This window comes from Micromonospora sp. L5 (assembly GCF_000177655.2).
Lineage (GTDB): Bacteria > Actinomycetota > Actinomycetes > Mycobacteriales > Micromonosporaceae > Micromonospora > Micromonospora aurantiaca.
On record NC_014815.1, the window covers coordinates 3,720,699 to 3,739,606 of the forward strand.

At 72.4% G+C, this 18,908-nt stretch carries 24 protein-coding genes; 11 read left to right on the forward strand and 13 right to left on the reverse strand.

Annotated features, from left to right (window positions below):
• Positions 1–66: 66 nt before the first annotated feature.
• Together ML5_RS17605 and ML5_RS17610 are read right to left on the reverse strand one after the other, a co-directional pair.
• Positions 67–501: a hypothetical protein gene (locus ML5_RS17605; protein WP_013475585.1), complete on the reverse strand. Its 435-nt coding sequence runs from the start codon at positions 499–501 to the stop codon at positions 67–69.
• A 369-nt stretch (positions 502–870) separates the two neighbouring features.
• Positions 871–1,338: an SRPBCC family protein gene (locus ML5_RS17610; RefSeq protein WP_013475586.1), complete on the reverse strand. Its 468-nt coding sequence runs from the start codon at positions 1,336–1,338 to the stop codon at positions 871–873.
• A 160-nt stretch (positions 1,339–1,498) separates the two neighbouring features.
• On the opposite strand from ML5_RS17610, the gene ML5_RS17615 reads away from it, so the two are divergent.
• On the forward strand, positions 1,499–2,260 hold the full coding sequence (locus tag ML5_RS17615) for a GNAT family N-acetyltransferase (protein ID WP_013475587.1): 762 nt from the start codon (positions 1,499–1,501) through the stop codon (positions 2,258–2,260).
• 80 nt (positions 2,261–2,340) lie between these two features.
• Complete coding sequence (locus ML5_RS17620) at positions 2,341–2,724, forward strand: hypothetical protein (protein WP_013287882.1); 384 nt, start codon at positions 2,341–2,343, stop codon at positions 2,722–2,724.
• A gap of 9 nt (positions 2,725–2,733) precedes the next feature.
• Here the strand turns inward: ML5_RS17620 and ML5_RS17625 are convergent, their stop codons facing one another.
• Positions 2,734–3,264, reverse strand: a complete 531-nt coding sequence (locus ML5_RS17625) for an SRPBCC family protein (protein WP_013475588.1) — start codon at positions 3,262–3,264, stop codon at positions 2,734–2,736.
• A 3-nt stretch (positions 3,265–3,267) separates the two neighbouring features.
• Positions 3,268–3,576 (reverse strand): metalloregulator ArsR/SmtB family transcription factor, encoded by a 309-nt coding sequence (locus ML5_RS17630; RefSeq protein ID WP_013475589.1) that lies wholly within the window; start codon positions 3,574–3,576, stop codon positions 3,268–3,270.
• Between the two features lie 87 nt (positions 3,577–3,663).
• Between ML5_RS17630 and ML5_RS17635 the strand changes: the two genes are divergently transcribed.
• Positions 3,664–4,593: an LLM class F420-dependent oxidoreductase gene (locus ML5_RS17635; protein ID WP_013475590.1), complete on the forward strand. Its 930-nt coding sequence runs from the start codon at positions 3,664–3,666 to the stop codon at positions 4,591–4,593.
• 186 nt (positions 4,594–4,779) lie between these two features.
• Here the strand turns inward: ML5_RS17635 and ML5_RS17640 are convergent, their stop codons facing one another.
• A complete protein-coding gene (locus ML5_RS17640; protein ID WP_013475591.1) occupies positions 4,780–5,235 on the reverse strand; it encodes a hypothetical protein in 456 nt (151 codons plus the stop codon).
• Positions 5,236–5,302: 67 nt separating this feature from the next.
• Here ML5_RS17640 and ML5_RS17645 point away from each other — a divergent pair, with 67 nt between their 5' ends.
• Entirely contained in the window at positions 5,303–6,529 is a 1,227-nt protein-coding gene (locus tag ML5_RS17645; protein ID WP_013475592.1) for an FAD-binding protein, read from the forward strand.
• Between the two features lies 1 nt (position 6,530).
• Here the strand turns inward: ML5_RS17645 and ML5_RS17650 are convergent, their stop codons facing one another.
• Positions 6,531–7,670 carry a site-2 protease family protein gene (locus ML5_RS17650; RefSeq protein ID WP_013475593.1) on the reverse strand — a complete coding sequence of 380 codons (1,140 nt, stop codon included), beginning with the start codon at positions 7,668–7,670 and terminating at the stop codon, positions 6,531–6,533.
• Between the two features lie 94 nt (positions 7,671–7,764).
• On the opposite strand from ML5_RS17650, the gene ML5_RS17655 reads away from it, so the two are divergent.
• On the forward strand, positions 7,765–8,034 hold the full coding sequence (locus tag ML5_RS17655; protein ID WP_174361730.1) for a type II toxin-antitoxin system prevent-host-death family antitoxin: 270 nt from the start codon (positions 7,765–7,767) through the stop codon (positions 8,032–8,034).
• On the forward strand, positions 8,031–8,312 hold the full coding sequence (locus ML5_RS17660; protein ID WP_083395318.1) for a type II toxin-antitoxin system RelE/ParE family toxin: 282 nt from the start codon (positions 8,031–8,033) through the stop codon (positions 8,310–8,312). Before ML5_RS17655 ends, ML5_RS17660 begins: the two co-directional genes overlap by 4 nt.
• Before the next feature lie 55 nt (positions 8,313–8,367).
• Here the strand turns inward: ML5_RS17660 and ML5_RS17665 are convergent, their stop codons facing one another.
• Positions 8,368–8,568: a DUF397 domain-containing protein gene (locus tag ML5_RS17665; protein WP_013287873.1), complete on the reverse strand. Its 201-nt coding sequence runs from the start codon at positions 8,566–8,568 to the stop codon at positions 8,368–8,370.
• A complete protein-coding gene (locus ML5_RS17670) occupies positions 8,561–9,439 on the reverse strand; it encodes a helix-turn-helix transcriptional regulator (RefSeq protein WP_174361729.1) in 879 nt (292 codons plus the stop codon). Before ML5_RS17670 ends, ML5_RS17665 begins: the two co-directional genes overlap by 8 nt.
• Positions 9,440–9,805: 366 nt before the next feature.
• Between ML5_RS17670 and ML5_RS17675 the strand changes: the two genes are divergently transcribed.
• Positions 9,806–10,120, forward strand: coding sequence for a DivIVA domain-containing protein (locus ML5_RS17675; RefSeq protein ID WP_013475594.1), 315 nt, complete (start codon positions 9,806–9,808; stop codon positions 10,118–10,120).
• Positions 10,117–10,371 (forward strand): hypothetical protein, encoded by a 255-nt coding sequence (locus ML5_RS17680; protein WP_013287870.1) that lies wholly within the window; start codon positions 10,117–10,119, stop codon positions 10,369–10,371. The genes ML5_RS17675 and ML5_RS17680 overlap by 4 nt, the downstream gene beginning before the upstream one ends.
• Positions 10,372–10,553: 182 nt before the next feature.
• Here ML5_RS17680 and ML5_RS17685 read toward each other — a convergent pair whose 3' ends face one another.
• From ML5_RS17685 to ML5_RS17695, 3 genes are all read right to left on the reverse strand, one after another.
• Complete coding sequence (locus ML5_RS17685) at positions 10,554–10,973, reverse strand: PIN domain nuclease (RefSeq protein ID WP_013475595.1); 420 nt, start codon at positions 10,971–10,973, stop codon at positions 10,554–10,556.
• Positions 10,970–11,179, reverse strand: coding sequence for a type II toxin-antitoxin system VapB family antitoxin (locus ML5_RS17690; protein WP_013475596.1), 210 nt, complete (start codon positions 11,177–11,179; stop codon positions 10,970–10,972). Before ML5_RS17690 ends, ML5_RS17685 begins: the two co-directional genes overlap by 4 nt.
• A gap of 88 nt (positions 11,180–11,267) precedes the next feature.
• Positions 11,268–12,119, reverse strand: coding sequence for an alpha/beta hydrolase (locus tag ML5_RS17695; RefSeq protein WP_013475597.1), 852 nt, complete (start codon positions 12,117–12,119; stop codon positions 11,268–11,270).
• A 139-nt stretch (positions 12,120–12,258) separates the two neighbouring features.
• Here ML5_RS17695 and ML5_RS17700 point away from each other — a divergent pair, with 139 nt between their 5' ends.
• A complete protein-coding gene (locus tag ML5_RS17700; protein ID WP_013287866.1) occupies positions 12,259–13,002 on the forward strand; it encodes an SDR family NAD(P)-dependent oxidoreductase in 744 nt (247 codons plus the stop codon).
• Between the two features lie 40 nt (positions 13,003–13,042).
• On the opposite strand, the gene ML5_RS17705 is transcribed toward ML5_RS17700, so the two are convergent.
• The gene (locus ML5_RS17705) at positions 13,043–13,933 is read right to left on the reverse strand and encodes a L,D-transpeptidase (RefSeq protein ID WP_013475598.1); all 891 of its coding nucleotides are present in this window, start codon (positions 13,931–13,933) and stop codon (positions 13,043–13,045) included.
• A 73-nt stretch (positions 13,934–14,006) separates the two neighbouring features.
• Positions 14,007–15,452 carry an alpha-amylase family protein gene (locus tag ML5_RS17710; RefSeq protein ID WP_013475599.1) on the reverse strand — a complete coding sequence of 482 codons (1,446 nt, stop codon included), beginning with the start codon at positions 15,450–15,452 and terminating at the stop codon, positions 14,007–14,009.
• Between the two features lie 290 nt (positions 15,453–15,742).
• Here ML5_RS17710 and ML5_RS17715 point away from each other — a divergent pair, with 290 nt between their 5' ends.
• Positions 15,743–17,443, forward strand: coding sequence for a hypothetical protein (locus ML5_RS17715; protein ID WP_013475600.1), 1,701 nt, complete (start codon positions 15,743–15,745; stop codon positions 17,441–17,443).
• Positions 17,440–18,906 (forward strand): NADH-quinone oxidoreductase subunit NuoF family protein, encoded by a 1,467-nt coding sequence (locus tag ML5_RS17720; RefSeq protein ID WP_013287862.1) that lies wholly within the window; start codon positions 17,440–17,442, stop codon positions 18,904–18,906. Before ML5_RS17715 ends, ML5_RS17720 begins: the two co-directional genes overlap by 4 nt.
• Positions 18,907–18,908: the final 2 nt, after the last annotated feature.

Below are 18,908 nucleotides of genomic sequence, written 5' to 3' on the forward strand. Positions count from 1 at the left end.
GTCAGTCCATGTGGGTACGCCCGACCGATCCGAGCCGGGTGGAGACGGCCCTACCGACGTTCGGCGTCAGTCCCACGGCGGGGCGTGCCGGTTCACGTAGTCGCGGGCGCGGGGGAGCGGATCACCCCAGTACTGGTGTGGCATGCGGGAGAAGTGCTCCCGGCAGAAGGTGGCGAGATCGTCGACGATCGCGATCCGCTCCAGGGGACGCCGTTCGAACTCCCGGTTGGCCGCGAGCAGGTCCGCCTCCGGGTTCCAGCCGGCGTGGTCGAACGCCCGGTCCGCCCAGGTCGCGTACACGTGGAAGACCTGGCTCTGACCCGCGAACCGCAACCCCGCGAGACCGATCGGCCGATCCGGGTAGGTGTCCCGGCACACCCAGGCCAGGATGTGGCAGGCCCCGGCGGCGAAGAACGGCTGGTCGGCGCGATCCCAGGCGAGTCGCTGGTCGGCCCGTTCCTGCGGTGTACGCCGGAAGACGCCCGCTGCCGTCACTGCCACAGGCGCACCCTAGCCGAGCGCAGCGCTGCAGTGCACGACGGCGGACGGCACGACATGCACCTGCACGCCCGCGTCCGCGGGCGAAGATCGGGCTCGGCATGCCGGTGAGCCAGCGCGCGGCGGCCCAGGCCAGCGCCGCCGCAAGTCCGGCCTGCACGGCGAGTACGGACTTGATCCGCAACTGCTGCATCCGGTCCCGCCCGGCCGCGCGGCCGCGCTCGTTCACGCGTTCCCACGCCTCGTCGAACCGTTCCGCGTCCAGGCCGGCGCGCCGCGACGACCCCCGCCGGCCGCCGCGACCCGCACGCTGCCCGGTCACCGCCGGCGGCTACCCGCAAAAGCCGCCGCCATTCCCGGCCTCCGTCGAGGTCAGGCACCCGGTTCGAGGTACGCGGCCAGGTGCGCCAGCGACGACGCGATGCCCTCCTCGTGCACCCTCTGGTCGATGCCCGGCGGCACGCCGGTGGCGGTGACCGTCACAGCGGTGCCGTCGCCGGCCGCCGCGAGGTGCCAGGTCATGGTCATGGTGCCCGCGTACGCCGGATCGTCGGCCTGGAACACGGCCGTCTGCACCACCCGGAGCGCCGGTACGAGTTCGGCGAACCCGACGTCGACCACGTCCGTCGCGTCCGACGTCTTACCGGGGCTGCCGGCCGGGTCGAGGTAGGTGAGCACCATCCGGAACCCGCCGCCCGGCCGTGGATCCCAGCGCTCGATCCGCCCGCGCATCCCGTCCGGCGGCAACCACGCCTCCAGGGCGGCCCGGTCGACGAGCGCGTCGTACACCGCCGCCGGTGGCGCGGCGATCGTCCTGCTGCCCCGATCGATCCTGCTCACCCCCCCCAACCCTAGGCCCGCGCCCTCCCGCCCGCGGGTGCTCCTCGTCGATCTTGGAGTTGTGGTCGTGAACGAATGCGGCTGAGAAGGGCGATTCAGGCGCCACAAGTCCAAGATCGGCGGGGAGCGGGAGCGGGGCGCGCCCGGTACGCTGCCGCGAATGCCGGTACGACAACACCTCCACGACTCGCTGCTGCTGGGTGACGACGACACCCCGCTGGCCCGGATGCGGCTGCGGGACGACGACGGCACGGCGGTCGCGGCCGACGTCCGGCCGCTGCCCGAGGCGCCGCTCACCCGGCTCGTCGCGCAGGTGCGGCGCGACCTGGCCGGGCACCGGCTGGAGACGCCGGACGAGGCGCTGGCGGCGGCACTGGTGGCCGACGGGCTGAAGCTGGACCGGGCCGCCACCGACATGCGACACGACCTGACCGGCGTACCCGAACCGGTGGCGCTGCCGGACGGCTGGTCGCTCGGTGCCCCCGGCTGGGACGACGACCTCGCCGCGGGGCTGGACGCGGCGTACGGCCCGGACCACCCGGACGGCCGCTGGCAGCCGAGCGACACCGACGAGGTACGGGCGATGTTCGACACCGGCGAGCCGGTGCCACCCCTGGTGCCCGCCTCGGCCCGGCTGATCGACCCGGACGGCCGCAGCGCCGGGCACGTGCTGTGCGCCGGGCCGGTGCCGTGGACCGACGACGACTGCGTCTGGATCCTCAACCTGGGTGTGGCGCCCCGCGCACAGCGGCGCGGGTTCGGCCGGGCGCTGCTCGTGCACGCGTTGCGCGGCGCGCGGGAGGTCGGGCTGCCGTCAGTCGGCCTGTCGGTGGTCGACGGCAACCCGGCCCGCCGCATGTACGACGCGGCCGGCTTCCGCGTCCTCACCCGGGTGCTCACGGTCCGCATCCCCGACGCGTAGCCCGCTCGATGCGTCCCGAGGTGGCGAACCGAGTACGCGTGCTCATTCGCCCTGCCCGCCGGCCGGGCAGGATCGAATGCGTGACAACGAGACGTACGCTGCTCGGCGGTCTGCTCCTGGCACTGGCCACGGCCGGTGCCTGGGTGGCGTGGCTGAGCTGGGAGTCCGGCTGGACCGTGGACCCGCAGACCGGCGACATGAGCGGGCCGTACGCGGTCTGGCAGGTCGCCGCCGCGGTGCTGACCCTGGGCGCGCTGGCCGCGGTAGGCGGCTGGTGGCTGAACATCTGGCTGGTGGCAACGGTGATGACAGTGGCGTTCACCGTCCCGTGGGCGGTGCACGCCGCCTCGACCGACGACACCGGCCTGTGGGCGGTCGGGGCGGCGCTGGTGGCCATCGGCACGACCATCGGGACGACGCTGGTCGGCGGCGCCGCCGGGTGGCTGCGCCGCCGGACCGCGTGACGACCGTCGTCAGCCGCGGTTCAGGCGTTCGGCGTACGCGTCGCGCAGCTCCGCCCAGCCGAAGTCCTTCGCCTCCGCGCCCCGGATCGGGCCGACCGGGTCGCCGTCGAGCAGATGGGCGGCGACGTCCAGGCAGAGGTGCCAGCCGGCAGCAGTCATCGGGGCGAGGTCGGGCCGGTCGACCCGGTGCCGCAGCGTGAGCGTGGTGCCGTCGCCGGTCGGGGCCAGCTCCCAGCGGAGCAGGTCGTCGCCCCAGGTGTACTCCAGCAGGTGCGGCCGGTCCGCGCGCAGCACCTGGGCCGGCGCCGGGTGGGCCTGCTCGCCGTCGACGGTGCTGAGCACGGCGTCACCGGTGCGGCCCAGGTCGCGGTCGGCCAGGAACGGCGCCCACGCGGCGAGCTGATCCGGGTCGGTGAGCGCGGCCCACACCGTCTCCGGCGGGTGCCGCAGGGCGCGGACGAAGACCAGGTCCCACCTGTCGTTCGCGGGTTCCAGATTCACCCGGGCGAGCGGGCCGGGACGGAACGTGTCGCGGTCCATCTGTCACTCCTGACTGTCGAGATGGCGTTCCAGGGCGTCGAGATGCGCGGTCCACATCGACCGGTACGGCCCGAGCCAGTCGTCGACTGCGCGTAGCGGCGCCACGTCGACCCGGTAGATCCGCCGCTGCGCCGCCGTACGGCAGGTGACCAGGCCGGCGTCGCGGAGCACCCGCAGGTGCTTGGAGACCGCCGGCTGGCTCATGCCCAGCGCGTCCACCAGCTCGCCGACACTGCTCTCCGCGCGGCGCAGCCGGTCGAGGATGCGGCGCCGGGAGGGCTCGGCCAGCACGGTGAAGGCGTCGACGGTCACCCTCGCAATATGCCTCACCGGTTATATGCCTGGCAAGGAATGACAGGTCGCGCTGCCCCGGCCCGGCGGGCTCCATATGCTCGGGGGATGGAACTGCGGATCTTCACCGAGCCCCAGCAGGGGGCCACATACGACCAGCTCCTCGCCGTGGCCCGCCGCGCGGAGGAGACCGGCTTCGCCGCGTTCTTCCGCTCCGACCACTACCTCAAGATGGGTTCGGTGAGCGGTGATCCCGGCCCGACCGACGCGTGGACCACGCTCGCCGGGCTGGCCCGCGACACCACCCGGATCCGGCTCGGCACGCTCATGACAGCCGCCACGTTCCGGCTGCCGGGCCCGCTGGCGATCACCGTGGCGCAGGTCGACCAGATGAGCGGCGGCCGGGTCGAGCTGGGCATCGGCACCGGCTGGTACGCCGAGGAGCACACCGCGTACGGCATCCCGTTCCCGTCGCTGGGGGAGCGGTTCGACCGGCTGGAGGAACAGCTCGCCGTCATCACCGGGCTCTGGTCCACCCCGGCGGGCTCCACGTTCGACTTCCCCGGCACGTACTACCCGGTCAGCGACTCGCCCGCGCTGCCCAAGCCGGTGCAGCGCCCCCGCCCGCCGATCCTGCTCGGCGGCATGGGACCGAAGCGCACACCCCGCCTGGCCGCCCGGTACGCCGACGAGTTCAACCTGCCGTTCGCCTCGGTCGAGGACACCGTCGCGCAGTTCGGGCGGGTACGCGACGCGTGCGCCCAGATCGACCGCGACCCGTCCACGATGACCTGGTCCAACGCGCTCGTGCTCTGCTGCGGCCGCAACGAGGCCGAGGTGAAGCGCCGCGCCGAGGCGATCGGGCGCGACCCGGCCGAGCTGCGCGCCAACGGCGCCGCCGGCACGCCCGCCGAGGTGGTCGACACGCTCGGCCGGTACGCCGAGGCGGGCAGCTCGCGCGCCTACCTCCAGGTGCTGGACCTGACCGACCTGGACCACCTGGAGCTGGTAGCCGCCGAGGTGATGCCCCAGCTCTGACCCGGGCTCGCCCGCCCCTTTGCGGCCCGGCCCCGCCGCCCGGCCGTCCCCATCGATCTTGGAGTTGTGGCACCTGACAAGCCTCGCCTGAGCGACAATCCGGGCGCCACAACTCCAAGATCGACGAGCCGGGGCGGGCCGAGCCGGGCGGGGCGGGGCGGGGCGTGAGGGCGGGCGGCGGACGGGTCAGCTCGCTGTGGCGCGGCGGACGGTGTCGAGGCGGCCGTCGCGGTCGCTGTCCAGGTACGTCACGTCGGGCACACCGTCGCCGTCCAGGTCGACCTGCACCACGTCGGCCACGCCGTCGCCGTCCAGGTCGGTCACCACCTCGACGGAACCGTCCAGGTGCCGGGTCACGATCGACCGGCCCGAAGCCTGGCGTGGCGGCGGCCCCGGATGAGGCACCGGGTCCGGCTCGGGCTCCGGCGTGGGCCCCGGCACCGGCGCGGTCGCGGCAGGCCCCATCCCCACAGCGGCAGGCGTCACCCCCACGGCGGCGGGCGGCATCCCCGCAGCGGCGGGCGCCATCCCCACAGCGGCGGGCGGCATCTCCGCAGCGTCGGGGTCCACGCCGGTCGGGTCGATCTCCTCCTCCGACGGGTACACGTCGCCGCGGAGGCTCGGGTCGCGGTAGCTGCTCATCCCGCCAGGATTCCCGCCGAGTGGCCGGGGCAACCCTGCCGCCGCATGATGGCGGATGATGCAGCGCATGACGGACACCAACTGGGCCGGAAACGTCAGCTGGTCGGCGCGTACCCGATCGCGGCCGACCTCGACCGACGAGCTGCGCCGGCTGGTCGCGGAGGCCGACCTGGTCCGGGCCGTCGGCACCGGCCACTCGTTCAACCGGCTCGGCGACACCACCGGCACCCAGGTCGCGCTGGACGGCCTGCCGCCCACCGTCGCGCTCGACCCCGACCGCGGCGCGGTCACCGTCGCGGCCGGCCTGCGCTACGGCGACCTGGCCACCGCGCTCCAGGCTCAGGGGTACGCGCTGGCGAATCTCGCCTCGCTGCCGCACATCTCGGTGGCCGGCTCGGTCGCCACCGCCACCCACGGGTCCGGAGCGCGGAACCGCAACCTCGCCGCCGCCGTCGCCGCGCTGGAACTGGTCACCGCCGACGGCGACCTGATCACCGTGGACCGCGGTGACCCGCGGTTCGCCGGGCTGGTGGTCAACCTGGGCGCGCTGGGCGTGGTCACCCGGCTCACGCTCGACGTGGTGCCCACGTACGCGGTGCGCCAGCACGTCCGTCTCGGCCTGCCCCGCGCGGCGCTGGACGAGGCGCTGGACGCCGCGTACAGCGTCAGCGTCTTCACCTCGTGGCGCTCGGAGCGCTTCGACCAGGTGTGGGTCAAGCAGTACGCCGACCAGGCCCCGCCGCCCGCCGACTGGCTGGACACGGTGGCCGCCGACTCGCCCCGGCACCCGGTGCCCGGCATGTCGCCGGAGCACTGCACCGCGCAGCTCGGTGAGCCGGGGCCGTGGCACGAGCGGCTGCCGCACTTCCGGCTCGGCTTCACCCCGAGCAGCGGCGACGAGTTGCAGTCGGAGTGGCACGTGGCCCGGTCCGACGCGTCGGCGGCGCTCGCCGCGCTCGACCCGGTCGCCGACCGGATCGCCGCCGTGCTCCAGATCTGCGAGCTGCGGACGATCGCCGCCGACGAGCTGTGGCTTAGCCCGAACTTCCGGCGCGACTCGCTGGCGCTGCACTTCACCTGGATCGGTGACCCGATGGCTGTCGCGCCGGTGCTGGCCGAGGTGGAGGAGCGGCTCGCCCCGTTCGCGCCGCGCCCGCACTGGGGCAAGCTGTTCGAGCGCGATCCCGCCGCCGCGTACCCCCGGCACGCCGACTTCGCCGCGCTGCTGCGCGAGTTCGACCCGAAGGGGAAGTTCCGCACCGCCGAGATGGACCGCTACTTCCCCCGGGACTGAGTTACCGCCCGACCGGCACCTGCTGGCGGAGGCTGCCACGCTGGACCGCCCGGCTGATGTCGCTGGGCGAGACGATGCCGACGAGCTGGTCGTCGACCACCACGAGCGCCCGGCCGTCGGAGCACTCGTTGAGCCGGGGGAGCAGGTCGGTGAGCTGTTCGTCCGGGCGGGCGAGCACCAGTTCGTCGGCCCGGCAGGACACCTCGGCCAGCGTGGTCGAGGCGCGGCGGTCCGCCGCGATGCCGCGTACCCGATCGAGCGTGACCAGACCGACCGGCCTGCCGTCGACTGTGAGCGGCAGCGCCGAGTGCCGGTACGCGAAGAGGTAGTGGTCGACGAAGTCGGCCACTGTGAGGTCGCCGGACGCGGTCTGCGGCTGCGGCGTCATCACGTCGCCCACCCGGATGCCGCGCAGCGCGTCGCCCATCCGGGCGGCGCGTTCCTCCTGGCCGGCGGCGCCGAGCAGGAACCAGCCGATCAGCGCCAGCCAGAGCCCGCCGAACCCGGCGCCGGTGAAGAACCGCCACAGCCCCAGCCCGATCAGCACGACACCGAGCACCCAGCCCGCGCGGGCCGCCACCACAGACGCCTTGGTCCGGTCGCCGGTGAACTTCCAGACCGCCGCGCGCAACAGCCGCCCGCCGTCGAGCGGGGCGGCGGGCAGCACGTTGAAGATCGCCAGCAGCACGTTGATGCCCGCGAGCCAGGCCAGCGCGCCGAGCAGCAGCCCGTGCCCGCCCGCGGCGGCGACCGCCACCGCGATAGCCGCGAAGACCACGCCGATGATCAGGCTGACCAGCGGCCCGACCCCGGCGATCCGCAGCTCGGCGCCCGGGTCCTTCGCCTCGCCCTTCAGCTCGGCGACGCCGCCGAACAGCCACAGCGTGATGCCCTCGACCTCGATGCCGTTGCGCTTGGCGACCACCGCGTGCGCCACCTCGTGGGCCAGCAGGCCGAGGAAGAAGACCACAGCGGCGGCCAGGCCGGCCGCGATGTAGGCGACGGGGGAGTGACCGGGGTACGAGGAAGGGAACAGGCTCGCCGACAGCGCCCACGCGATCAGCACGAAGATGACCAGGACACTCCAGTTGACGCCGACCGGTACGCCGGCGATTCGACCCAGACGGAAACTCGCCCTCATGTTCCCGTCATACCCGGCGCACCCACCCGCACACCAGGGCCGGCAGGCGGCACTTTTGCACTTGTACGAGTCGTACGAGCTGTACGATCGGGATATGAGTGAGCCCGCCGCCGAACTGCCGATCTCCGATGCCCGAGACAGCCTCGCGGATGTCGTGTCGCGTGCCCACTACGCCGGGCGGATCACTTACGTGACCCGCCGGGGGCAGCGCTTGGCGGCCATCGTCCCCGCCGAGCTTGCCGAAGCGATCGAGCGAGCCGAGGACGCCGCAGATGTCTCGGCGGCCCGCGATGCCCTGGCCCGTATCGACGCCGGCGACACCCCCGTCCCGCTGGCCGACCTGCGCGACGAGCTCGGCCTGTGACGCTGCCACCGGAGCCGGTCTTCGCCGTCCGGGTCGATCGAGCCGCTGCCAAGCTGCTGCGCAAACTCGATAGACCCGTGCAGGCCCGCCTTGTCGACGCCCTCGCCTCGCTGGCCATCGAGCCCCGTCCGGCCGGGGTGAAGGCGCTAGCCGGGCATCCCGGTCTACTGCGCGTACGGGTCGGTGACTACCGCATTATCTACACCGTCCGCGATCGTGAACTGATCGTCCTCGTGGTTCACCTCGGCCATCGTGGCGATGTCTATGACACGCTCTGAGCCTGAGTCCGGTGAGATCATGATGCCGCCGCTCCGGTGTAGGCGCGGGCAACGGTCAGCGGCTCAGCGTCTCGCTCTTGACGGCCCGGATGAAGGCGGCCCAAGTGCCCGGCGGGAAAGCGAGGGCCGGGCCAGCGGGGTTCTTGCTGTCGCGCAGGCCGACCACGTCGGGGAGATTGTCGGCCACCTCCACGCACTCCCCGCCGTTGTTGCTGCGGGTCGACTTGCGCCAGGCGGCGCCGGTCAGGTCAGGCACGGGAGTACTCCTCTGCGACATGCTGGATCAGGCTCTTCGACTTGGACTCGCTCAGCGCGCGGCTCGCTATGTCAGTCCAGATGGTGTTGTAGGCGTCGGTCTCGTGTGGCTTGTCGAGGTAGATGGCACCGGTAGCGGCTTCCAGGTATGTCACCGGCGGTTCCACCTCCTTGCCGCTGCTGTCTCGCGGAAATTCCAGGATCGAGAAAGCCCCGGCCATCGCTCCGGCGTGCAGCCCGGAAGAAAAAGCTAGAACCTGCACGGTTACGTTGGGTAGCTCTGCGGCCTTCAGGATCTGGTGTAGCTGCTCGGTCATGATGGTCGCTCCACCAACCGGACGCCGCAACACCGCCTCGTTGATTATCACGCTGAGTTGTGGGGCGGAGAAGCGGGTGAGAAGTGCCTGCCGCTCCACGCGGAGCTGGATGGCTCGCTCTTGGCCCTCGCGGTCACCTGCCTCGATGGCGCCGCCGGGCATCCGGAAGAGCTGCTCTGCGTAGGCGCGGGTCTGGAGTAGGCCGGGAACCAACTCGGCTTGGTACTGCCGGATGCTGGACGCCGCTGCTTCAAGGCCGATGTAGAGCTGGAACCAGCGCGGAAGGCCCGAGCCGATGTAGTCGTGCCACCAGTTCTTGTTCTCTCGCGTGGCCGATGCCATCGCGAGGACCAGTTCGGTGTCTTCCTCGGAAGCTCCGTAGAGCTTGAGCATCTCCTTGACGTCCGCTGCGCGGAAGCGGACGTTCTCGGCACCGCTCTCAATGCGGTAAAGGGTTGCCCGCGCCCGGTCCAGTTCTTCGGCCGCCTTCTCCATCGTCAGCCCGGCAGCCTTGCGAAGTGATTCGAGCTTCCTGCCGAGCTGCCGTCGAAGCATCGTGGATCCCGTTACGGCCTGTGACACCCCTGCCTCCGATGGTCAGGTAGCGGTTGACGCGCGTTCGCTCAATTTAGCGCCCCCCATGTATCAGAAACAATAGACACGTCACGCTGAGTTCTATGAATGATGTCCAGCGCTGCTAGTACACCTCTTGTTAGACGTTGCATTCGATCCGATGCGGTGCTTCACTGCCTCTGCGGCCACTGTGGAGTTATTGCTGCTCAGTGGCCATGTGAGCCCTGCTGACGTACTGCTGGTCGAAGGCTGCGGTGGCAGGTGCCGGGGTGGGTCCGCCGGTGCGGGGCGGGCCGGCGGACCCGCCCTTCCACGGTTCGATCTCGATGGTGAGAGGCAGGTCCTGTCATGCGCGTCTTCCTCCGGCGTGTCCGGCGTCGCCGGCGGTCGGTCCTCGGATCGACCTGCTACCGCTCGTCGGCGTACCACCCGCTGCGTCCCTGGCAGGTGCGTGAGCGGAGCTTCCGGCCGACCCCGCTGGGACGGCGCGGGCTCGACCCGCAGGAGGTCCGGGAGTTCCTCGACCGCGTCGCCGGTGACCTGGCCGCCGTCTACGACGCGCTGGCGCAGAGCCGCCGGGAGACGGACCGAATCAAGAACGCGCTGCGCCGCTGGCAGTCGGAGCAGGCCCGGGCGCGCAACGAACGGGGATACGACAGGTGACCGAGCGCTGGGTGATCCACCTGCCGGTCGTCGTCAACGACCTGCTCTCCGCTCAGCGGCTGGCCCGGGTGGTGGCGCACTGGACCCACGTCCTGCCACAGACCGAGCCCGGCGGCACCACTGTCTCGGCGGAGGACGACCAGAACGTCCGCCACTGGGTGTTCTGCGACCGGTTGCTGCCCGGTGGGCAGCGGTGTCTGCTCCGGCCCGGACACGACGGTGAGTGCTCCCGGCGGTTCCGGCCGCGATGAGCATGCGCCGGAGCAGCGTCGGACGCCCGCAACCGGAAGCGGAATATGCACGAGCCGTGGTCGAGAACGTGAGTGGCTGCGCCAGTTCGGGGGCGACGGGGCGGCCGGCGCGTGAACGGGCTCGTCCTGGACACCTCGGCGCTGCTCCCGGCGGCCCACCCGGCATCGAGGGCCGGAGTCGGTCAGTCGGCCTTCCCGGCCGGGACGACCCACGTCGTCGGCTGGCCGGTGATCGCGGTGATCAGGTCGAAGTCACCGTCGTAGTGCAGAACGGTCACGCCATGCCGTTCGGCCGTCGCGGCGATCAGCAGATCGGCCATCGAGAGCGCGCGGTGGTTGCCCTTGTGCAGCGCCTGCACCTGGATGTCGATCGCACGATCCCAGATGTCGTCGGGCATGGCGAGCCAGTCGAAACCGCGGAGCAGCCATCGAGCGCGCTTCGCGTCCTTGGCCGAGCGGGCGCTGTGTACGACCTCGATCTCGATGGCGCCGCAGACCGCCAGCAGACCGCGATCGGACAACTCGTCCAGGACCGGCGCCACGGCGGGCTTCGGCCACCGGGCCAGCGCCGACTTGTCGAGGAGGTAGCGCTCCCGCGTCATGCCGCTTCGGGCTTCGACGCCTGCCCCGGGTCGGTGAGGTCCGGCAGGCCGCCGCTCTTGAGCCAGTCGGCGAACTCCCGGCGCTTCTCCCGGTTGACCACTTCCTGCAGCGCGGCGTTGACAGTGGCCTTCTTGGTGCCCGTGCCGAGGATCTCGGCGGCCTCGGCCAGGAGGTCGTCGTCGACATCGAGAATGGTGCGGGACATGGCGTGCCTCCTCGTCCAGCAGGCGAACGAGGCGATGATATCAATTTCTCGGCTTCTTGATATACGTCTGCGGCGGTGTCGGGCGTGGTCAGCGTCGTCGAGGGGCCTCGGCGACCACTGTCGGGGAGAACTCGTTCGCCGCCTCCACCGCCCACTCCAGCGCGAAGTCCGCCTCCTCCTCCCAGCCCGGTTCGCCGCCGACGAAGTGCGACCGGCCGGGGAACTCCCGGTAGCCGGTGAGCGCCGTCGAACTCCGGTAGAGGTTGGAGATGCTGGTGGCCAGCGACGCGGGCACCACGTGGTCCTCGCCGCCCGAGGTGATCAGCAGCGGGGCGCGGTCGCTGCGCTTCTTGTCGATCTCGGTGGCCGAGTTCGGATCCAGGTTGGCGAACGCCGCCTCGAACAGCACGTGTCCGGCGCCCGGTACGGCGTACCGCTCCCAGGCCGCGTCGGACTGCTCCTGGCTGATGGTGTTGCCGAAGGCGTACCGGAAGTCCTCCGGGGTGAACGGCACGGCGCGGTGCCGGTTCGCCGGGTTGTGCAGGATGGAGTACCCGGAGCGCAGCGTGCTGGGCGGCAGCTTGAGCACGCCCCGTACCGGCGCGGGGTGCACGGCGACCACCGCGGCGCCGAGGCGGCGGTCCGCCAGCAACTGGGCGATCAGGCCGCCGAACGAGTGGCCCATGATGATCGGCGGGCGCGGCAGGTCCCTGATGATCGCCTCGTAGTGGTCGGCGATGTCGGCGATGCGCTGCGCGGCGATCGGCGCCGGGTCGGCCCGCAGCTCCTCCACCTCGCGGTCCATGCCGGGCCAGGCGGGCGTGAGCACCTGGAAGCCGCGCGCGGCGTACCGCTGCGCCCAGTGCTCCCAGCTCCGCGAGGTCATCCAGAGCCCGTGGATGAGCACGATCGTGTCGACCCGTCCCGTCGGTACGCTCATGTCTAGTCTCCCCGTTTCGCCGCTGGACGGCCCGCGCGTACCCGGACTGGGTGCCGGCAATCCTGTCTGATCGAACGGACAGGGAACGGACGGGTGGCCCGGATGATCAGCGTCCTGAGTCGACTGTCAGGATGACGGCATGACGGTCAGACTTGCCGACAGGGTTGCCCTGGTGACGGGCGGGAGCCGGGGTATCGGCGCCGCCGTCGCGCGCCGGCTGGCCGAGGACGGCATCCACGTCGCGTTCACCTACCGCACCGCGGAGGACAGCGCGAAGTCCGTGGTGAGCCAGATCGAGGCGTACGGCCGGACCGGGCTGGCGATCAATGCGGACAGTACCGACGCGACGGCCGTGGTCGGCGCCGTGGAGCGGACCGTCGCCGAGTTGGGGCGGTTGGACATCCTGGTCAACAACGCCGGGGTGTTCGCGGGTGGGCCGATCGAGTCGGTCAGCCTAGAGGCCCTGGACCGGGCGATCGCGGTGAACGTGCGCGGGGTCTACCTCGTCACCCAGGCGGCGGTACGCCACATGGGTGCGGGTGGGCGGATCGTCAACATCGGCAGCAGCTTCGCCAGCCGTGTCCCGGCACCCGGGGTGAGCGCGTACGCGATGACCAAGAGCGCCGTGAACGGGCTGACCCGGGCGCTCGCCCGCGAGCTCGGTCCGCGTGGGATCACCGTCAACCTGATCCTGCCCGGCTCGACCGACACCGACATGAACCCGGCGGACAGCGCGGGCGCGGACGGGCAGCGGTCGCACATCGCCCTCGGCCGGTACGCGGATCCGGACGACGTGGCGGCGACTGTCAGTCACCTGGTGGGCGCCGGCGGACGGCACATCACCGGCGCGTCGATCGCGGTCGACGGCGGCGCGACGGCCTGAGCGGATCCGGGCCGACGGCCGGCTGCTGGGCCGAGCCCGGTCAGGGCAGGCGGTCGACCACCACGAAGGCGGTGCCCGGCTCGACCTCGGTCAGCAGCAGGCGCTGGGCGCTGCGGGTGAGCCGGATGCAGCCGTTCGTGACGTTCTTGCCGAGCGTGTCGTCGTTGTACCAGCTGTGCAGGCCGATGTGGGCCCCGCGCAGCCCGGTCGGCACCGCGCCCGGGTCGTCGGGGATCGCGCCGAGGGCGAAGATGTCGACGCCGCCGTAGACGGCCTCCGGGGGCGGGGTGCGGCCCAGCACGAACGTGCGGCCCAGCGGGGTGAGCTGCCCGGACATGCCGAGGCTGACCGGCCAGGTGCGCATCGCGCGCCCGTCCCGGTTCCAGGTGAGGCGGTGGGTGCGCCGCTCCACCACGATCTGGTCGCGCAGCACCACAGTGGTCCAGCCGCCGGACGGCAGCCAGGCGATGGTGCGGTTCGCCGACGGCAGCAGCACCGCCGTCCAGCCGGAGCGGCGGTCGACGATCGGCACGGTGAGCCGTACGCCGCTGATGGTCGGCGCGAGGAACGCCAGCGGACGGCCGCCCGGTGCGTCGTAGGCGGCCACGTTCCGGTTCGGGCGCAGCCCCTCGCTCAGCGGGCGGGTGTCGGCCGGGTCCGGGTCGGGCGGGAAGCCGCGGGGCGCCGGGTCGTAGGTGACCACCGGCAGGTCGTCCGGTGCCGGCGCGGCGGGCGGCACCGACTCCACCGGCGACGGACTCGGCGCGGCGGTCGTGGCCGGGGGCGCGGCGGCGGGCGGCGCCGCCTGGCGCGCGGGCGCGGCGGTGAGCGCGCGGCCGACCAGCAGCGCGGTGACGAGCAGCAGCGGTACGGCGAGCGCGGCGATCAGCCAGCCGGGAGGCCGGCGCGTGGCGAACCGGTCGAAAAGCACGAAACCGACTGTAACCGACCGGAAGCCCCCGTACCCGGTACTGCGGGTACGGGGGCTTCGCGGCCCGGGTGGCTCAGCTGAGCTTCGCGCCGATGTGGATGGCGATCCCGTCGTGCGCGGCGATGTTCGCGGCGAACCAGCCGGACGAGTCCACGGTGATCACCGGGCCGCTGCACGAGCCGTTGCTGAACGTGCCGTGGATGACGTCGCAGTAGCGGCCCGCCGGCAGCCCGGTGTAGTACGACCGGCCGTTCACCGCGCCGTCCTCGTCGTTGATCGTCAGGTAGCCCTTGCCGGTACGGCTGAACGCGATGTGCTGGTAGCCGTTGTCGTACCAGTTGGAGACCCCGGCGCCCTCGGTGGCGTTGCGGAAGCCGACCATGTTGGCGATGACCGGCCAGCGGTGCTCGCACTCCCAGCCCGAGTAGCAGGTGACGTTGGTGATCCGGTTGCTGCCGTCGGCGGGCGGGCCCTGGTCCCGGCCGCTGTACGTGAAGCTCGACATCACCGCCGGGGTGCCGTACGGCCAGGCCAGCATGAACGCGTTGGCGAGCGCGTACGTGCCGCGGTTGCGGTAGGTGAGAACGCCGCCCTCGCGCTGGGTGTCGTGGTTGTCGGTGAAGACCACCGCCTTCGCGCTCGACAGGTAGCCCCAGGACTCGCCGAAGTTCCGCAGATACGCGAGGCGCTCGTTGTTGAACATCCGGGCCAGGTCCTTGCCGTACCGGAACTCGTGCACGTCGCCGTTGCCGGTGTACTCGGTCGGCTGGATCGGCTCACCGGCGCCGTAGATGACCTCCTGCACCAGGTACGCGCTGCGGTTCAGCTTGGCCTTGATCGCGGCGATGTCGGCGGCCGGCATGTGCTTGCTGCCGTCCAGGCGGAAACCGTCGACGCCGAGCGAGAGCAGGTCGTTGAGGTACGCGGCCAGCCGGCCGCGCACGTACTCCGACTCGGTCTTGAGGTCGGCGAGGTTCACCAGCTCGCAGTTCTGCACCTCGTACCGGTCGTTGTAGTTGGCGATGTCGTTGTTGCCGTTGCGGCCGCAGTAGTGGAAGTCCTGCGCCGAGTAGACGCCCGGGTAGTTGTAGTGGCCGTACGACGAGCCGGCCCAGCCGGTGCCGCCGTTCTCCTGGCCGGACATGTGGTTGACCACGGCGTCGACGATCACCTTGACGCCCGCGGCGTGACAGGTGTTCACCATGGACTGGAACTGCGCGCGGGTGCCCTTGCGGGACTCGATCCGGTAGCTGACCGGCTGGTACGACACCCACCACGGGCTGCTGTTGACGTGCTCCTGGGGCGGGGACACCTGCACGTAGCCGTAGCCCTTCGGGCCCAGCGTGCTGGTGCACTCGGCGGCAACCGAGGTCCAGTTCCACTCGAAGAGCTGGACGATGACCTTCTTGGCGCCGGGGGTGGCGGCGGCGGCCGGGGGTGCCGCCGCGGTGAGGGGGACGAGCAGACTCGCGGCCAGACCCAGGGCGAGCGCGGCGGCGCGGCATCGGCGTCGATGCATCAGGACTCCTGCGGGGTGCGGGGATGCGGGGGAGTGGAGCCTGTATCAGTGCCGGCTTCTTGCAACCAGCCTGAAATTTTGCGGCAAGGTTACGAGCCTGTTGCAAAGTCTGTCAACGCATGGGCATCCGTCGTTGCGTCAGGCGCTACACGCGCGTCCGGTCCGGACGGTTCGAGAATCCGGCCGAGAAATTCGCCACCGGAGGTGATCCGTCCGCGCCGTCCCTCCGTACCTGAGGTGGGAGCAGGGTCGGCCGGTGGGGGCGCCGCCGCGAGACGATCGAGGAGCAGATGGCCCGGGCACAGCAGAACGAGAAGGCGACGACCGTCCGGACCACCACCACCAGTCGTGGTGCCCGGACGATGTCGAAGTCCGCGATGGTGGCGCTGACCGCCTCCGCGCTCGGCCTCGCGTGGGCCGGGGTGGAGCTGGCCGGCGCCGGCGGCGTCATGTACTCGTACGGATTCTTCTTCACCGAGTTCTTCGCCGGGGTGGTCGCCCTGGTCTCGCTCAGCATCACCGTGATGCTGGGCCTGCTCGCCACCGACCGCCTGGTGCTGCTCATCCGGCACCGCGTGCTGCTCCAGTCGGCGCACCGCGCCACCGGCGTGCTCGGCGTGGCCGGGCTGGTCTTCCACGTCATCACCAAGGTCGCGATCGGCCGGGCCGGGCCGACCGACGCGGTGGTGCCGTTCATCAGCGGCAGCGGCCTCTACATCGGGCTCGGCACCGTCGCCGCGCTGCTCATGGTGGGCGTGCTCTGGACCGGCCTGATCCGGGTCCGGTTCGCCGGCGTCGGCCCGAAGTGGTTCTGGCGCGGACTGCACTCGATGGCGTACGTGTCCTGGCCGTTCGCGCTCGTGCACGGCCTCAACGCCGGCCGGCCCGCCGCCGGCTGGGTGGTGCTGAGCTACCTCGCCTGCGTGGTGCTGGTGGTGATGGCGCTGCTGGTCCGCGTCTCGGTCCACCTCGGCAAGCGCAGCCGCGAGCAGCACCAGGCCGTCGCGCTCAACAAGGCGATGGCCGGCAAGGGCGAGGAGCGTACCGGCGTGTTCGCCGCGCTCACCCGGAAGAAGGCCGCGGACAAGGAGGACAGCGGCGCCGGCCGGGGCCGCTGGGCCGAGGCGACAGCCACCTGGACCGCACCGGCGGGCACCGCCCGGCGGCGCGACCCGGAGCGGTTCGCCGTACCCGTGGTGCCGGAACCCGGGTCGCTGCGCGAGCCGGTCCGCGCGGCAGCCGCCCGGCGGCGCGACGCCGAACCGGACGCGCCTGCCCGGCGCGCCCGCACCCAGGAGGCGCCCGCCCGCCGCCGCGACGAGGAGCGCGAGCCCGTCGTCCGCGCCCGCGACGAGGAGGCGGCGCCGGCCCGCCGGACCGACGGCGAGCGGCCCCGCCGCCGTCGCCGCGACGACGAGGAGCGCGTGACCCGCCGGTCCCGGAACGAGGAGCGGGTGAGCCGCCGGTCCCGCGACGACGAGGATCTGGTCGCCAGGTACTCGGCTCCGCCGGAGAGCGGCGGCCGGCACTCGGCGCCGCCGGACACCGGCGGTCGCCACTCCGCACCCCCGGACAGCAGCCGGTACGCCACCGCGGCCGAGGTCGCCCGCTACTCCGCGCCACCGCGCGCGACCGACGAGCCGGAGGAGCCGTGGGACAGCCCGCGCCGCTGGGAGAGCCGCCCGGTCTCCGGTGAGCCGATCTCGGCCGGCCCGATCTCCGGCACCCCGCTCTCGGCCGAACCACTCAGCGGGTCCGGCCGCCGCTACCGCGACGAGGAGGACGTGCCGGAGGAGCCGGACTACTGGCGCCCGCCGGCCCGCTACGCCGCCGACGAGGCGTTCGTGGACGACACCCCGACGCTCGTCGACCTCGCCTCCCGCCGGGCGATGCGCGCGGGCAAGGAGAGCCGGTCCGGCCGTCGCAAGCGGGCCGACGCGGACGCGGTCGACGGCGCGTACTGGGCCGGGCTGCGAGGTGAGGCCCGGTGACGCGCACGACGGTCCCGCCGGTCGCCTGTGTCGGCGAGCCCCGCCTGACCGCCGGGTTCGCCGAGTTCGGCCGGCTCGACCTGCTGGCCCACGAGGAGGTGCACGGCCCGATCGGCCCGATGGAACCGGCGGCGCTGCTGCGACTCGCCGAGGCGATCGACCTCAAGGGCAAGGGCGGCGCGGGCTTCCCGTTCGCCCGCAAGCTGCGCGCCGTGCTGGAGTCCTGCGAGCGGCAGGACCTCGGCGCCGTGGTGGTGGTCAACGCCACCGAGGGGGAGCCGGCGAGCTGGAAGGACAAGGTGCTGCTCACCCGCGCCCCGCACCTGATCCTGGACGGCGCCGCGCTCGCCGCGTTCGCGCTCGACGCCGAGGAGATCGTGATCGGGGTGGCCGACGACGACGTGGGCCGGCCCTCGCTGACCGAGGCGTTGCAGGAACGGCGGATGCCGGTGCCGACCACCATTGTCACGGTGCCGCACCGGTTCATCTCCGGTGAGGGCGGCGCGCTGGTCAACGGCATCAACGGCCTGCCGCACATCCCGCCCGGCACGAAGAAGCGCTCCAGCGACTCCGGCGTCGGCGGTCTGCCCACGCTGCTGTCGAACGCCGAGACGTACTCCCAGCTCGCCGTCGCCGCCCGGATCGGCCCGTACGAGTACGCCGCGCTCGGCACCGACGACGAGCCGGGCACCGTGCTGCTCACAGTCACCGGGTCGGCGAAGCGCCCCGCCGTGGTGGAGTGCGCGGCCGGCACCCCGCTGCGGGAGATCCTCGACCTGTGCGAGGTGCCGCCCGGCCCGGGCATCCTGATGGGCGGCTACCACGGCAAGTGGATCACCGCGGCGGCCGCCGAGCGGGCCGAGGTGTCCCGCAAAGGGCTCACCGCCGTGGGCGGCACGCTCGGTGCCGGCATCATCGTGCCGCTCGGTGCCGACACCTGCCCGCTCGGCGAGGCCGCGCAGGTGGTGCGCTACCTGGCGGGCGAGTCCGCCGGGCAGTGCGGCCCGTGCAAGATGGGCCTGCCCGACCTGGCCCGCTCGGTCGACCTCGCGGTCTCCGGCAGCGCACCCGTCGAGCTGGTCCGGGCCGCCGCCGGTGACGTCAAGGGACGCGGCGCGTGCAGCCACCCGGACGGCACCGCCCGGTTCGCGCTGTCCGCCATGGAGGTGTTCGCCGACGACCTGCGGCTGCACGCCACCGGCGAGGGCTGCGGCAAACGCGTCAAGGGCATGATGGGCCTGCCCGGCGCGCCGGACGCCAACCCGCAGAAGCTCACCCTGGACTGGTCGCGCTGCGACGGCCACGGGCTGTGCGCGCACGTCGTACCGGACTTCATCCGGCTCGACGGCAACGGCTACCCGGCGTTCCCGCCCACCCCGGTGCCGACGTGGCTGCGCGAAGGCGCGCTCAAGGCGGTCAAGGTCTGTCCCGAACTCGCGCTCCGCCTGGTCCGGGCCGAGTAGAA

What these genes read in the sequence shown, in the direction of transcription:
- ML5_RS17695 (WP_013475597.1), bottom strand. Translation starts at nt 12,119, where the DNA reads ATGAGCGTACCGACGGGACGGGTCGACACGATCGTGCTCATCCACGGG.
- ML5_RS17700 (WP_013287866.1), top strand. Translation starts at nt 12,259, where the DNA reads ATGACGGTCAGACTTGCCGACAGGGTTGCCCTGGTGACGGGCGGGAGC.
- ML5_RS17690 (WP_013475596.1), bottom strand. Translation starts at nt 11,179, where the DNA reads ATGTCCCGCACCATTCTCGATGTCGACGACGACCTCCTGGCCGAGGCC.
- ML5_RS17650 (WP_013475593.1), bottom strand. Translation starts at nt 7,670, where the DNA reads ATGAGGGCGAGTTTCCGTCTGGGTCGAATCGCCGGCGTACCGGTCGGC.
- ML5_RS17655 (WP_174361730.1), top strand. Translation starts at nt 7,765, where the DNA reads ATGAGTGAGCCCGCCGCCGAACTGCCGATCTCCGATGCCCGAGACAGC.
- ML5_RS17710 (WP_013475599.1), bottom strand. Translation starts at nt 15,452, where the DNA reads ATGCATCGACGCCGATGCCGCGCCGCCGCGCTCGCCCTGGGTCTGGCC.
- ML5_RS17615 (WP_013475587.1), top strand. Translation starts at nt 1,499, where the DNA reads ATGCCGGTACGACAACACCTCCACGACTCGCTGCTGCTGGGTGACGAC.
- ML5_RS17635 (WP_013475590.1), top strand. Translation starts at nt 3,664, where the DNA reads ATGGAACTGCGGATCTTCACCGAGCCCCAGCAGGGGGCCACATACGAC.
- ML5_RS17640 (WP_013475591.1), bottom strand. Translation starts at nt 5,235, where the DNA reads ATGAGCAGCTACCGCGACCCGAGCCTCCGCGGCGACGTGTACCCGTCG.
- ML5_RS17670 (WP_174361729.1), bottom strand. Translation starts at nt 9,439, where the DNA reads ATGCTTCGACGGCAGCTCGGCAGGAAGCTCGAATCACTTCGCAAGGCT.
- ML5_RS17645 (WP_013475592.1), top strand. Translation starts at nt 5,303, where the DNA reads ATGACGGACACCAACTGGGCCGGAAACGTCAGCTGGTCGGCGCGTACC.
- ML5_RS17675 (WP_013475594.1), top strand. Translation starts at nt 9,806, where the DNA reads ATGCGCGTCTTCCTCCGGCGTGTCCGGCGTCGCCGGCGGTCGGTCCTC.
- ML5_RS17625 (WP_013475588.1), bottom strand. Translation starts at nt 3,264, where the DNA reads ATGGACCGCGACACGTTCCGTCCCGGCCCGCTCGCCCGGGTGAATCTG.
- ML5_RS17715 (WP_013475600.1), top strand. Translation starts at nt 15,743, where the DNA reads ATGGCCCGGGCACAGCAGAACGAGAAGGCGACGACCGTCCGGACCACC.
- ML5_RS17685 (WP_013475595.1), bottom strand. Translation starts at nt 10,973, where the DNA reads ATGACGCGGGAGCGCTACCTCCTCGACAAGTCGGCGCTGGCCCGGTGG.